The following is a 16,695-nucleotide window of genomic DNA, read 5'->3' as shown; positions in this document are numbered from 1 at the left end:
TCAAATCAGTATGTACATCAATATCAATAAAGCAGTGGAAAATAGCTATGAACAGAATTTATAGAATAATTTGGAACTCACTATTGAATCAATGGATCGTAGCTTCTGAACTGGCAAAACGTGGCAAAACACACAGCATCAAACCGATCTCATTGCTGGCTTTAAGTGGTTTAAGTGCTTATGCAATGGCAGATTGTCAGATCAATTCTAACCAAATTATCGTTAACCAAAGTGCAGGTACATATTGCCAGATTAGCGGCACTGAGTACATCGGTAGTGATAACAATGTTGTTATTGTTGACAATGAGGGGATGGCAAAATTTAACGCCAATAAAGTTAAGCTGACCAGCACTGGTCAAAATCACGCTTTGCTTGTTGGTAACCCAGAATCTGCCACTGATAAAGGTGGCTTTGTCGATTTTCAGGGTAATTTAACCATCAATTCAGATGCCAATATCAATCCCAATAATACTAAAAAAGATGCTCGGGCCAGTGCTATCGTCCTTGGTAACCTTAGTCACCTAACCATTAATGGTAATCTGCAAATCGATCATCACGATCATACCAATACCACAACATTTAAACCGGGAAGTGCCATTCGTTTGGCCTCGAAAAATCTTTTGAATCCAAGTTCGTTAACCGTCAAAGGAACCACCCAAATTACGGCAAATGGCGATGGAATATTAAATGGTGATGAATCTGATCCCACCAAACGAGGAGGCAAACTTCAGTTTGATGGTGAAGTCAACCTTAAAACTGAAAATAATGGCATTATTAACCATGCTGGTACCATTATTTTTAAAGAAAATGTTTCGATAAAGAGCACAAATGGTTCTGCCATCAAGCAAGCTCCAGACCATTTATCCAACTCTATCACAAGTGGTATTGTTGCCGAGAAAGATGTCACCTTAGAGTCCAATGGCAATGAAAATACCTTAAATATCTATGGCGGTAATAGCATATTTAATGGTGTTACTAGTTTAAAAGCTTCTGGCAATGGAGATACAGAAGAAGCTTCTTCAACAGCCCTACTTGTTAAAGATGGTTCAGTTCAATTCAATGCAGTAGGCGCAGTAACATCCTATTCTAATATTATGGGTCCTTTTAACCATGGAAATGCCACGGCTATAAAAATCAAAGGTGGAAAAGTTGTCATCAAAGAATATTTATCTTTTGGTACGGCCAGTCACAGCGACACAGCTTATGGACTCGATATTTCTGGCGGTGAAATCGTTTTAGGTAGAAATACGGTAGCTGGAAACGATTACGCACCCTTATTCAATATAACTAATGGAAAAATATCAGTAACTAATGACAGTGACATGATGAGACTAAATACTGTTAACGCGAAGACCATTATCAACATGTCGGGTGGAGAATTTACTTTCACAAAATTTAATGACCTAAACTCTAAGGGTAGTGGCAATATGGGAATCACTTTATCTGGAGGGAAATTAACATTAAACGGGACGACACATATTACTTCCTTAGGAACATCTATTTATATAACAGGCGGCGAAATAAATACCTCGAAAAATACAAATACTGTTTTAATCTCTGCCACACATGGGAATAACCCTAATCTAAATATGTCAGGGGGCAAATTTACTTTAGCTGAAGATACAACTTTGATAAGTCCCTTAGAAACCGGAATTACCATGACTGGCGGTTTAATCAACTTAAACAAATTGACAAAAGTGCAAGGCACGCAGGTAATTTTAATGAGCGGGGGAGAAATCAGACCTTTAGAAGATAGGGATACAGAACTTAACATCATGGGGAAGACGAATTTAATTACCATGAATGGTGGTCTATTTACACTTGCTAAAAAATCCACCTTGAATATGAATTATGAGTTTGACAATATTATTGTCAATGGTGGCACTTTGGTTTTCAATGAACTGACTGATATTAGTAGCCAGGAAGGTAATGGTATCAATATGTCTGGCGGTAAGATTTTATCCACCGGTTCGAACCCTACTTTAATCATCAACAATTCCTCTTCTGGCAAGCCGATCAATATTTCTGGTGGTGAATTTGATTTCAACGGGCAGGCTACGATTAGCAGCCGTGATAACAGTATCTTTATCAGTGGCGGCAAAGCCAGATTTAATGGGATAACCGATATTAAATCTGAACATTTTGTGCCAGTACAAATTGAAAATGGTGAGCTTACGCTATCTCAAAACACCACTATTCATGCCAACAGTCACACTGATGAAGCAATTAGCCTACGTGGGGGTAAATTAACTCTGGCAGGTACAACCCAATTCGATACGGCTGGTAACCCTTTTATTGTCATGTCTGGTGGCACATTACATACCGCCGGTGAATTAAAGAGCTTTTCTGCCCCTACTCCCGTTTGGATCAGTAGTAATGTGCCTAATGGTGAAACCGCACGAATTATAAACAGCGACAAGCTGGTCATAGACTCCAATGAACATTTAAATGAGGATATGATCAACCATAATGGTGCCGGTACCCTTAACATTACCAATACAGCCACCGGCAACATCACTAAAACAAATGGCTTAATCTTCACCAATTCCTCTACCGGAACCATTGAAGTAGATAATGCAGGTACAATGGTTGGTCAGCTTCATCCTGGCAACGGTATAATCAATCTGAATAATCACTCTTCCGGCATCTGGAAGTTGACCGCTGATTCTGCAATCAACAATTTAACCAATGCAGGTAGAATACAACTCTCTCAACCTGCATCTATTACCCGCAGCGCGGATGCATTCCATACCTTGACCATTCGTGAAAATTATCATGGACAAAATGGTATTATCGAAATGCACACCATTTGGAATAAGTCTGAGGTCGGCAATGAGCACAGCTCTCAATCAGATAAGCTGATTATTTATGGTCAAGCTGATGGAACGACTACTCTCGTCCCAGTAAAAGACAAGGAAGAAAATATCATTGATGGAAATATTCAGCAGGTAGCTTCAGCTATAGATTCTAATCCGGTAATCTATGTGCATACTAGTGGTGACAATGTCTTTACAGGTACAGCCAAAACCACCGGTGCCAGCGAAGTTCAATTAGCAAAACGCACTACCGATAAAGGAATAGATGAGTATTATTGGTCGATGGAGGCACTTGATGACGGCAGTGGCAAAAACATATATGCCGATGCTGTAGCTGGCTATAGCGTTATGCCTCGCGTTAATCTGGAACAGGGCTTTGCTAGCTTGGGCACGCTGCGCGAACGTCGGGGCAATGTGACCTGCTTTGAATGCTTTACTTCTGACAATCGCCACACCTGGGCTCGCGCCTTCGGCAAACATCAGAAACAAGATGGTAAGCTACGCCTTAATCTGGACACCGATATCTACGGTGTGCAAATCGGGCATGACTTTTGGGCTAAACAAACGGCCAACAACGGCTTAAATATGCTTGGGGCCTACCTTGCTTACAGCCATGCTGCTACCGATTTTTCCGATCAATACCGCGCCAGAAATGGTCTGATTATTTCTGATAAAAAAACCGGTGAAGGCAAATCCGACAGTATTAGTTTGGGGCTAACCAATACCTATTATGGTGCTAATGGCTCTTATCTGGATCTGGTTGGTCAGTTATCTTATCTGCACAATAAATACTCTGCTCGTAGCGGTAAAAATCCTGACAGTCAGGACGGCTGGGGTGCGGCTGTGTCCGCCGAAGTGGGTCGTACCCTGCCCTTGCGCCAATCTAACTGGTCTGTAACGCCTCAGGCACAATTGGTTTACCAGATGGTGGATTTAGATTCTTTTAACGATGGCATTCGCCATGTTGATCAAAACAATCAGGATGCATTACGTGGACGAATTGGTTTAAGGCTGGAATATAACGCGGCCGGTCAAGCTGGGCAGGCTGCCTCATTCTATACAGTCGGCAACATCTGGCATGACTTTATCAACCCAAGCCATGTGAGCATTGGTCGGGACAGCATCCGTGAAAAATTCAATACCACATGGGGTGAAATCGGCGTTGGACTACAACTACCGTTGGCACGTAATAGTCAGCTGTATGGTGATGTACGCTACGAACATAACTTTGGTAGCAGCAAACGCCAAAGTTTCCGCGGTAACATTGGCTTAAAAGTGAACTGGTAGGAGTTTGCTTACTGCCGTAACCATAATAGCTTTGTACTTTCGAATGGTTACGGCAATTTCTAATGAATCTATTTAAATTAATTTCATATTACTTAAATTCAATCCATCAAATTTTTTTCATTCAAAAATAAATCAACCTTCTCATTCGCGTATTTAATCGCAAAGCACAATATTCCAATTTCATTTTATAATCATTAAAATCATATAGTTACAATAAAACAAATTGATATAAAAATTAATAAATATAACTTAAAAAGTTACGAAATATATAACTTTAAGCATTTAATTCTAAATTAAGCATTATATATCTTAACTTAATTGATTTATATAAAAATAAAATCTAAACTAAGTAGCTTTAATGTAATAACTTGTTAATTTTATTTATTAAAATTGTAGTAACACGATTCAGAATTCAATAACAATTCGTAGACAAAACTTGGGAAATAGATATGAATAAAATATATAAAATAATATGGAATTCAGTTAAAAGACAATGGATCGTCACTTCCGAACTCGCTAACAGAGGAAAAACCAAAAGCTTAAAATTAATTGCTGTCGCCACCTTAACCAGTCTATCGGCTTATTCGATGGCAACATGCAATATAAGCAATTCACAAGTGAGTGTGGATAATTCTGGCAACACAGCTTGTTCCATCCAATCTGGTACTTATGAGAGAGGCTCTGCAACCAATGATGTCATCACCGTCAAAGATAAAGGTATCGCCGTAGTCAATGGTAATCTCCAAGTCAAAAACACTGGTCAATATCACGCCATTGTCGTTGGCACCCCATACTCAAACCGTGATGGAGGGCAGCTGACCATCAACGGGGATTTAAATATTGATTCTGATGCCAGAATAAATGTTGATGACAACAGGACAAATGCACGTCCCTCGGGTCTTTTAATTGGCGATCTCAGTCAAGTTACCATTAAGGGAAATGTAAACATTGTTCATATGGAAAATGAAGAAGGAGGTGGGGTAGGAAAAAAATATGCTTCTGGTGCACCGATTCGCGTCTGGAATAAAATTGCTGGTAACAGTTCTTTAATAGTAGAAGGTGAAACCCGCCTGAAATCCAATGGCGATGGCATTCGCAATGGCGAGGAACATAACACTCTTTCGCAAATGAAAGGTGGAAATCTGACATTTAATAAAAAAGTAGATATTGATGTAGTGTTTGTAGGGTTAAAAAATAATGCCGGTAAAGTAACGTTCAAAGATGATACAAATATTTTTGCAGCAGATGGCATATCAATTGTTCAGACACATGCAAATGGAAAAATTCTTGCAGAAAAGGATCTTACCCTTACCTCACGCGGAGTACATAATGCCATCGATATATATGGAGGGAAAATAGACGCCCAAAAAAAGACCACCATTTCCACTGAAGGATCTGGAACTACTCATGGTGTAACTTCTTCAGCCGTGTTTATCACTGATGGAGAAATTACATTTGGAGAGGAGTTGATAGCGACTACAAACGGTACATCAACTGCTATTAATCTATTTGGAAATGGTGATGTGTTTCAATTAGAAGGGGGTACTATTCACCTCGCCCAAAAAAATACCTTAACCGCTGAAAACAATGGACATGGCATTTTTATGACCGATGGAGAAGTGACCAGTAACAATGTGAATAGTTTGGATATTAAGGTAAACAAAGGCAAGGCGATATTTGTTAAAGGTGGCGATCTAAGTATCAAAAATACGACCATTTCTAAAGTGGATTCTGGACAGGCTATCGAACTGGCAGGTGGGCGCTTTTCCACGCATGGTTATCTACAATTCGAGCAATCTTCTGCAGATACCGCCGCCATCCACAGCACAGTTGTCAGTAATCAAACCGCAGAGTTTATCAATACCGGTAGTTTAAATATCAGTAATCTATCTGATATGACTGATATTATTAATCATGAAGGCAGCGGTACACTGGATGTGTATAACTCTGGTAATCTGATAACAACCAAAGGTAAAGCATTAGCCAATACCAGCAACGGATCGATCATAGCTTTAAATGAAGGTGGGGTAATATCCGGTCAGATTGATGCAGGTAACGGCATTATCAATCTGGAGAACCTAAATTATGGGAGTTATATAGGTAGATGGGAAAATACTGGTAAGTCAATTCTGAACAACCTCACCAATGAAGGAATCATCGAATTCAAGCATCATCCAGCCGTTACCCGCGCTAGCAATAATTTCGATACCATCGAAGTTAAAGGAGATTATATTGGCAGGAATAATGCCACTTTAAAAATGCACACTGTATGGAATCATCCCGGCGATATCGATGGTACTAATTCATATTCTGATCAATTCATCATTCAAGGTACTGCCTCAGGACAAACCACGGTTATTCCAGTTGCTGCAGACGGCACAGAGAACAAAATTGATGGCGATGTTCAACAGCTTAAGACACAAATAAATACTATTCCTGTGGTTAAAGTTGGGCACAGTGGCACTGATAGGGCCTTTATCGGTACAGCACATACCACCGGCGTCGCCGAGGTTCAGTTAGCAAAACGCACTACCGCAGGCGCAGACGAGTATTTTTGGTCTATAACGGCTTCTAATGATGATGGTGGTGGTTCTGGTGGTGGCACGGATGGCGGCACTGATGGTGGTGGTTCTGGTGGTGGCACCGGCGGAGGAAATTCTGGTAAAAATAAAGGCACGCTTATTTATGCCGATGCTGTAGCCGGCTATACCCTGATGCCTCGCGTTAATCTCGAACAGGGCTTTGCCAGCTTGGGCACGCTGCGCGAACGTCGGGGCAACATGACCTGCGCTGATTGCTCTATTTCCGGCAATCGCCACACCTGGGCTCGCGCCTTCGGCAAACATCAGAAACAAGATGGTAAGCTACGCCTTAATCTGGACACCGATATCTACGGTCTGCAAATCGGACATGACTTTTGGGCTAAACAAACGGCCAACAACGGCTTAAATATGCTCGGGGCCTACCTTGCCTACAGCCATGCTGCTACCGATTTTTCCGATCAATACCGCGCCAGAAATGGTCTGATTATCGCTGATAAAAAAACCGGTGAAGGCAAATCCGACAGCATTAGTTTGGGGCTAACCAATACCTACTATGGTGCTAATGGCTCTTATCTGGATCTGGTTGGTCAGTTATCTTATCTGCACAATAAATACTCTGCTCGTAGCGGTAAAAATCCTGACAGTCAGGACGGCTGGGGTGTGGCTGTATCCGCCGAAGTGGGTCGTACCCTGCCCTTGCGCCAATCTAACTGGTCTGTAACGCCTCAAGCACAATTGGTTTACCAGTTGGTGGATTTAGATTCTTTTAACGATGGCATTCGCCATGTTGATCAAAACAATCAGGATGCATTACGTGGGCGAGTTGGTTTAAGGCTGGAATATAACGCGGCCGGTCAAGCTGGGCAGGCTGCCTCATTCTATACAGTCGGCAACATCTGGCATGACTTTATCAACCCAAGCCATGTGAGCATTGGTCGGGACAGCATCCGTGAAAAATTCAACACCACATGGGGTGAAATCGGCGTTGGACTACAACTACCGTTGGCACGTAATAGTCAGCTATATGGTGATGTACGCTACGAACATAACTTTGGCAGCAGTAAACACCAAAGTTTCCGCGGCAACATTGGCTTAAAAGTGAACTGGTAGGATTTTGCTTACTGCCGTAACCACGGTTATAAATTTCTGATTTATAGCCATGGTTACGCTAGATTGTTTGGACAAACGAACCTATGTGAATTTACTCCAATTTATTGAATTTAAATTAAAATATCTAATTTATCACAGTGTAAATACAATAATTACAATATTTTATAAAAGCATAAAAGATAATTAAAATGTAATTAAAATGCCTACATATTTAAAATAAATAATTATAAAAAGTAATTCAAAATAAATAAACGTAACTTAAAAATTCATTATCAATTTCACTTTAAGCATATAATTGCAAATTAATCTATAAACATATTACCCCAATTGATTTATATATAAATTAAATTTAAACTTAAGCGTTTTATCGAAAATAATGGTTAAGTTTTTTTATTAAAATTAGTTAAATACAGAAAAATATTTTGCTATCTCGCGTATATAACTTGGGGAAACGGGCATGAATAAAATATATAAAATAATCTGGAATGCTGTCAAAAGACAATGGATTGTCACTTCCGAACTTGCCAGCAGAGGAAAAAACAAAAGCATAAAATTAATCACACTTGCTACGCTAACCACGATATCAAGCTATTCAATGGCAGCAACTACTTGTCAAATAAATTCTGACCAAATCATAGTCAGTGGAAATGGGTCAGCTTGTTACATCCCATCAGACACTTATGAAGAAGTGAATAATGCCAGCCATAATGTGGCCACTGTTGACAATCAAGGAAACGCCATAATTAATGGAGATATTACTTTAAAAAGTAAAGGGCAAAATCATGCCTTGCAAATAAGTACACCTGTAGATTTTCCAAGTTCTCCTACTCTCGGCGGCACAGTCAAAGTTGATGGTACGCTGAACATCGATACTGATGCTCAAGCCAACAGTGATACATCCAGAATGGGGGTGCGACCAAGTGGTATATTAATGAGTGATTATGGTCAATTAACAGTGGAAAATAATCTAAATGTTAACCATATAGACCATTACTATGACGGCGCTCAACCTGCAAATACTCAATTTTTACCTGGAGCGGCGATCCGTATTTGGAACCGCGATCCCAATACCAGTTCAATACATGTAAAAGGCGAAACAACCATTAAATCTAATGGACATGGTATCAGCAATGGTCATAGAGAGTATAACCTTCTTATACATAAAGGTGGAATCTTAACTTTTGATGATTTTGTTAACATTAACACCACTCATGACGGCATACAAAACAATGCAGGAGAAATAACGTTCCACAAAACAGCTCACATTGAATCTGAAAAAGGAATGGGTATATTTCAATCAACCAACGGCGGAACAATCCATGCACGGGAAGATCTGACTCTGATCACCCATGATCTAAATAATGCACTGAATATTGATGCCGGCACCGTTAAAATTGATGGTAAAGCCACCATTACCACCACAGGCAAGGGCCACAATGATTGGGAATCATCGACAGCCATTTATATATATGGTGGTGAAATCACCTTTGGAAGAGAGTTAACGGCCACAACTAGTAATAACTATACTGATTCCTCAAACCCGCAGACCCCAAGTGGTACCATTATTACTGATCCTGCTCATCCAGATTCTCGTCAAGGCGACCCTGGACACTATGGTACAGTTATCAGAGTAAAAAAAGGGACCATCAATCTGGCTACCAATACAGAGCTAACTGCTACTGGCGTCGGAAATGGCATTAAAATAAATGATCGTAATGGGATTATCAACCTCAATAAGAATACGAAGATAAACACAGCACAGGGAAATGCGATTTTACTTATTGATGGTCAGCTGAACGCTACTCCCAATAGCGAAACTTTAATTGCCACAACCGACGGTCTCGGCAACGTTATCAGAATGGATAATGGTCTAATTAATTTGACTAAACAGACAGAGCTGACGGCTAACGGGGCTGGCAATGGCATCCTGATGAATAACGGTGAGCTCAATCTTAATGAGAATACAACGATTACAACAAAACAAGGTAATGCTATTTTCATTAAAGATGGTGAAATAAAAGCCAATTCGAATAGCAATGTGTTAACTGCCACCACAACCGACAGTGGCCATGTGATTCAAATGGATGGGGGCACCGCTACCTTAGCTCAATCAACCACATTAAATGCTACCGGTCGTGGTCATGGCATCCTGATCAGTGGCGGTCAGCTTAACCTCAAAAACCTTACTGAGATCAATAGCATTCAGGGAGATGCGATCCAGATGAATGGGGGTAGCATCAATCAAAATAACAGTGCAGACACTTTGACTGCGACGACAACTGGCACCGGTAACGTGATCACTATGCACAATGGTACACTCACTGTTGCTAAAAATACCGCTCTAAACGCTACAGGTACTGGTCATGGTATTGATATCTATAACGGTACGATCAATCTCAGTAACCAAACCACCATTAAGACCAAAGATGGCCATGGCATTAATTTCCGTGGTGGACAAATAAATACACTGACAACGCTTAATGCCTCCACCGAAGGTAGCGGTAATGTCATCAATATGCTTGGGGGTCAATTCACCACAGCTACAAACACCCAACTCCAAGCTCAAGGTAATGGCACCGGTATCACCATACACGATGGTCTACTTACTTTGAATACCCAGACCAACATCACCACACAAGCTAATCATGCTATTGAATTCAAAGGTGGAACAATAACCAATAATGGCAAAATAACGATCAATAGTCCTAGCGATCGGGCGCAAGTGTATAGCAGTACCTCAAACGGACAAATCTCAACCTTTAATAACCACGGCGAATTAAAGACACATACTGCGCCCGCTGGCATGTTTAGCCATGGTGGAAATGGTACCTTCAACATTAACAATACAGGTACCCTTTCTTCTGTCGGTGGTGCTTTATTGACCAATACGGCTGACGGTACGATTGAAGTGAACAATTCTGGCAGTCTGACTGGTCTTATCAATGCTGCAAACGGCACCATTAATTTGACCAATAGTGCCATCTGGGAAAATATGGGTGATTCAAAGCTGAACAACCTAACCAATAAAGGCAGCATTGTATTCAAGCATAATCCAGCCGTTACCCGCGGAAGCAATGATTTTAATAAAATTGAAGTTAAAGGAGATTATATTGGCAGGAATAATGCCACTTTAAAAATGCACACTGTATGGAATCATCCTGGTGATATTAATGGTGCCCATTCATATTCTGATCAATTCATCATTCAAGGTACTGCCACAGGACAAACCACGGTTATTCCAGTTGCTGCAGACGGCACAGAGAACAAAATTGATGGCAATGTTCAACAGCTTAAGACACAAATAAATACTATTCCTGTGGTTAAAGTTGGGCACTCTGGTGCTGATAGAGCCTTTATCGGTACAGCATATACCACCGGCGTCGCCGATATTCAGTTAGCAAAACGCACTATCGCAGGCGCAGACGAGTATTTTTGGTCTATAACGGCTTCTAATGATGATGATGGTGATGGTGGCAGTACAGATGAAGGAAAATCTGGTAAAAATAAAGGCACACTCATTTATGCTGATGCTGTAGCTGGCTATACCGTTATGCCTCGCGTTAACCTCGAACAAGGCTTCGCCAGTTTGGGCACGCTGCGCGAACGTCGGGGCAACGTGACCTGCTTTGAATGCTTTACTTCTGACAATCGCCACACTTGGGCTCGCGCTTTCGGCAAACATCAGAAACAAAATGGTAAGCTACGCCTTAATCTGGATACCGATATCTACGGTCTGCAAATCGGACATGACTTCTGGGTTAAGCAAACGGCCAACAACGGCTTAAATATGCTCGGGGTCTACCTTGCTTACAGCCATGCTGCTACCGATTTTTCCGATCAATACCATGCCAGAAATGGTTTGATTATCTCGGATAAAAAAACCGGTAAAGGCAAATCCGACAGCATTAGTTTGGGGCTAACCAATACTTACTATGGTTACAATGGCTCTTATCTGGATCTGGTTGGTCAGTTATCTTATCTGCACAATAAATACACCGCCAATACCGGTAAAAATCCTGACAGTCAGGACGGCTGGGGTGCGGCTGTATCTGCCGAAGTCGGTCGTACCCTGCCCTTACGCCAATCTAACTGGTCTGTAACGCCTCAGGCACAATTGGTTTACCAATTGGTGGATTTAGATTCTTTTCACGATGGTGTTCGCCATGTTGATCAAAACAATCAGGATGCATTACGTGGACGAATTGGTTTAAGGCTGGAATATAACGCCGCCGGTCAAGCTGGAAAGACTGCCTCATTCTATACAGTCGGCAACATCTGGCATGACTTTATCAACCCAAGCCATGTGAGCATTGGTCGGGACAGCATCCGTGAAAAATTCAATACCACATGGGGTGAAATCGGCGTTGGACTACAACTGCCGTTGGCACGCCATAGTCAGCTGTATGGTGATGTACGCTACGAACATAACTTTGGCAGCAGTAAACACCAAAGTTTCCGTGGCAACATTGGCTTCAAAGTGAACTGGTGATTATTCAAATAACACTGCCATTTATATTCTAAAGTTTAAAAACACTTTTCAGAATATAAATGGCAATAAAACCTTTTCTCAGCTTTTCGTATGTCGTTCAATTGTAGATAAATGATTTTTTTAAATAATTTCATTTAAACACAAGATAATTAATTATTACAAAGTTAACCATAGGAAAACATAATTGTAATATTTATTAGATAATGTATACAATTTGCGGTCTGTTGTATATTTTTTTATATTTTACTTAATATCGGATAACCAATGAATCGAATTCACAAAATCATGTGGAGCTCAGTCAAACGACAATGGGTTGTAGTATCAGAACTAGTTAAAAAAGGGAAAGCCAAAAGTGTAAAACTGGCAGTTGTTGCTGCGTTATCGAGTATCCCTTCTCTTGCCATGGCATATTGCGTCAATTCTCCAGGTCGAGGAATTGTGGCAAACGTAGACAGCACATGCGACAATTTTTTTCCAGACCATGCTACCAATACCGATCCAAATAACAATCAACTGTTTGATGATGACGTAATTGTGGTTAATACCGGAGCCACAGTTAACCATTCTGGGGATCTAAAAATTACCAACACCGGTTCACACACCGCCATGATTGTTGGCTCACCTGATGATCCGACAAAAGCACTAGCAACTGTAAACATTGATGGCAACCTGACTATTAATACTGATGCGGATTTAAATGCAACCAGACCAGATGTATTTCCTAGTGGGATACTACTCGGAGATAACAGCAAACTGATTATTAAAGGCAATCTTGACATTACTCAAACTGACAATCATGATGCAAATTGGGGAAAAGGCGCCCCAATTAGAGTTTGGAATGCTGAAGCCAATAACAGTACTATGATTGTTGAAGGCATCACCACCATTACATCTAATGGCGATGGTATTCGCAATGGCGAGGAAACTCAAAGCCTTTCAACTCATAAAGGCGGTAATCTGATTTTTAAAGATTTAGTCAGAATAGATTCCCAGTATGTAGGTCTGAAAAATAATGCAGGCACCATTCTTTTTGATAAAGGAATTGAAATCAATTCCCGAGATGGCATTGGTCTTATTCAAACACAGAATGGTGGCTCCATCACTTCTAATGGGAATCTAACATCAATTGCTGACGGTTGGCATAATAATATGATTATTAAAGGCGGAGAGCTGACTGTTAACGGCGATGCTAACATCATCACTTCCGGAAGCGGCAAAGATGCAGGTCAACCAGGCTTTGATGAATCAAATGCCTCATCCTCTGCCATTTTTGTTGATCAATCAAATCCATCGGCTGAATCTAAAATTCAATTTAAAGGTTCAAATTTAAATGCATCAACTTATAGCTCTACCGGATTGAACAAATACGGTATAGGTGATGTAATTAAAATGCGTGGTGGTTATATTGCTTTGGCTAAGAATAATTATTTAACAGCCAGAGGTTCAGGTAATGGTATAACGCTATCAGATGGCACCATTACTGCAGCAGATAACTCATCCAAAATATTAAACATCACCACCGATGAAGGCAAAGCCATATACATGACAGGTGGCTTACTGCATTTGAATAAAACTGAAATTACCAAAAATTCATTTGATGCCAATGATAATAGCACTCGCAACACGATTGAATTAGCAGGCGGTAAACTCGTTGTTTCCGATAGTATTAAGGTATCAAAATCTCAAGACTCAACGTTAATACACAGCACAGTGGTTTCAGGCCAAACTGCAGATTTTTCAACGACAAGTTCAGGTAACATAGATCTGAGTAGCAACAATCCTAGTGGCGAGATTGAAAACATTATTAAGCATGATGGTACAGGTACTCTAAATGTTGAGAATAATGGCCAACTCATCGCTCGTCAGTACCTATTTCAAAACACCACTACCGGCAAGATCAACGTTTCCAACAATACCGGTGCTGTACTGTCTGGCATGATTGATTCTGGTGGAGGTGTCATTGATCTGAATAATACAGGTACCTGGGAAATCACTGCAGAATCAAAGCTCACCAACGTAACCAATGCTGGCACCATTGTATTCAAACACCCATTAGCCACTACTCGCAGTAATGACCCATTTTTTGAGCTAAATATTACCGGTGATTACGCTGGTAATGGCTCGATAAAAATGCATACTGTATGGAATGCTCCTGGTGATGAAACCGGCACCCATTCCAATTCTGATGTATTGAAGATTGCCGGTACGGCAACAGGCTCTACCACCATCATTCCCGTTTCAGCTAATGGCGCTGAAAATATCATTGATGGCAATATACAACGGGTGAACAAAGTGATTAACACTATTCCCGTTGTAACCGTAGCTCAAGGAGGAGGCGTTAATGCCTTTACTGGAACAGCTCAAACCACTGGAGTCGCCGCGGTTCAATTAGCAAAACGAACGACCGCAACAGGAGTAGATGAGTATTATTGGTCAATGACCGCATCAAACAATGGTGGCGGTAATGGGAACGGCACTGGCGGTGGTAATGGCACTGGTGGTGGTAATGGCACTGGTGGTGGTAACGGCACTGGTGGTGGTAATGGCACTGGCGGTGGTAATGGCACTGGTGGTGGTAATGGCACTGGCGGTGGTAACGGCACTGGTGGTGGTAATGGCACTGGTGGTGGTAATGGCACTGGTGGTGGTAATGGCACTGGCGGTGGTAATGGCACTGGCACAGGTAACGGCACTGGCGGTGGTAATGGCACTGGCACAGGTAACGGCACTGGCACAGGTAACGGCACTGGCACAGGTAACGGCACTGGCACAGGTAACGGCACTGGCACAGGTAACGGCACTGGTGGCGAAAATTCTGGCAACAATAAAGGCACGCTTATTTATGCCGATGCTGTAGCCGGCTATACCCTTATGCCTCGCGTTAATCTGGAACAGGGATTTGCCAGCTTAGCCACTTTGCGTGAACGCCGCGGTAATACTTTTGTTGAAGACGGTAAAGGTCGTACTTGGGCTCGTACCTTTGGCAAACATCAGAAACAAGACGGTAAAACTCGCCTCAATCTGGATACCGATATCTACGGTCTGCAAATTGGACATGACTTCTGGAACAGTCAAACCGCCAACAACGGCATTAACCTTCTTGGCGGTTATCTCTCCTACAGCAGAGCCAATACCGATTTCTCTGATCAATACCATGCCAAAAACGGGTTGATTATTGCTGATAAAAAAACCGGCAAAGGCAAATCCGACAACATCAGCTTAGGTCTGACCAATACCTTCTATGCCGCTAACGGTACCTATATTGACTTAGTTGGTCAGCTATCTTATCTGCACAATAAATACACTGCCAATACCGGTTACAACCCTGACAGTCAGGATGGATGGGGTATGGCTTTGTCTGCTGAAGTCGGTCGTTCTATTCCAATACGCAATTCTAACTGGTCTATTGAGCCTCAGGCACAATTGGTGTATCAATACTTGAACTTAGATAGTTTCAATGATGGTATTCGCCACATCGATCAGAATAATCCCGATGCTTTACGTGGCCGCGTTGGACTGGCTTTATCTTACCAAGCTAACGGTCAGGCTGAGCAAAGCACATCCATTTACACCATTGGTAATATCTGGCATGACTTCATCAATCCAAATCATGTGAGCATTGGTCGGGACAGCGTGCGTGAGAAATCCAACAGCACATGGGGTGAATTGGGTGTAGGGGTTCAGATCCCTGTTGCCAAGCAAAGTAATATTTATGCTGATGTTCGCTACGAACATAACTTTGGCAGCAGCAAACACCAAAGCTTCCGTGGCAATATTGGCTTGAAAGTGAACTGGTAAATTTGAGCAATTTTGCTAGGAAAATAGAGACGAAATATTCATTAATCTCTAATTCAAGTATCAAAAGATTAATTCAATAACTCTCTATTATTATCAGATTAAATCATCAACAAACAGTTTGAATCATTTCAAACTGTTTTTTTTATTGGCTGAGGGAACCAATTTGATTAAAAATTGTTCTTATTTGGTGCCTAAAACAAAAGATTAAACCGCAACCAACAAAAATATAAATTACATTTAATTTATCACAAAATAATAATGATATTCAGAATATTAATTTTCAAATTAACGCTTAGAATTGTCGCTGGAACAGTCAGCATAAAATTTTAATCATTAAACTGATCGCAGATTAAATATTGCACAAGTCATCTTGGACTACTCAATCAATATAAAAATAAAACATCACCATATTAAATATATGAAATTTAATAGCATTTAAAACCGTTATAACATAATAAAATATTACAAATATAAGTTGTAATAAAACAATATTGCTAGATTATTAATAAATTGTATACAATGCTTATTTTTTGTTTATTTTTTTTAATCAGGAAGCCAAATGAATAAATTTTATAAGATAATGTGGAACTCTTCGAAAAGACAGTGGGTTGTTGTCTCGGAATTGGCAAAACGGGGAAAAACTAAGAGTTGC

At 40.8% G+C, this 16,695-nt stretch carries 4 protein-coding genes and 1 pseudogene; all 5 read left to right on the top strand.

All coding sequences use genetic code 11. The features are described from left to right. Window positions 1-47 precede the first annotated feature (47 nt). Window positions 48-4,103 carry an autotransporter outer membrane beta-barrel domain-containing protein gene (locus tag J3U68_RS01780; protein WP_267373955.1) on the top strand — a complete coding sequence of 1,352 codons (4,056 nt, stop codon included), beginning with the start codon at window positions 48-50 and terminating at the stop codon, window positions 4,101-4,103. A 449-nt stretch (window positions 4,104-4,552) separates the two neighbouring features. Further along, window positions 4,553-7,756 (top strand): autotransporter outer membrane beta-barrel domain-containing protein, encoded by a 3,204-nt coding sequence (locus J3U68_RS01775; RefSeq protein WP_267373953.1) that lies wholly within the window; start codon window positions 4,553-4,555, stop codon window positions 7,754-7,756. Between the two features lie 457 nt (window positions 7,757-8,213). Next, window positions 8,214-12,245, top strand: coding sequence for an autotransporter outer membrane beta-barrel domain-containing protein (locus tag J3U68_RS01770; protein ID WP_267373951.1), 4,032 nt, complete (start codon window positions 8,214-8,216; stop codon window positions 12,243-12,245). Window positions 12,246-12,509: 264 nt separating this feature from the next. After that, window positions 12,510-16,043 (top strand): autotransporter outer membrane beta-barrel domain-containing protein, encoded by a 3,534-nt coding sequence (locus J3U68_RS01765; protein ID WP_267373949.1) that lies wholly within the window; start codon window positions 12,510-12,512, stop codon window positions 16,041-16,043. Window positions 16,044-16,602: 559 nt separating this feature from the next. Beyond that, a pseudogene (locus tag J3U68_RS10655) lies at window positions 16,603-16,683 on the top strand (ESPR-type extended signal peptide-containing protein); the annotation flags it as partial. Window positions 16,684-16,695: the final 12 nt, after the last annotated feature.

Origin of the sequence: Snodgrassella sp. B3882, from assembly GCF_026535915.1 — a bacterium.
GTDB lineage: Bacteria > Pseudomonadota > Gammaproteobacteria > Burkholderiales > Neisseriaceae > Snodgrassella.
This window is presented reverse-complemented; position numbering and strand designations above follow the sequence as displayed.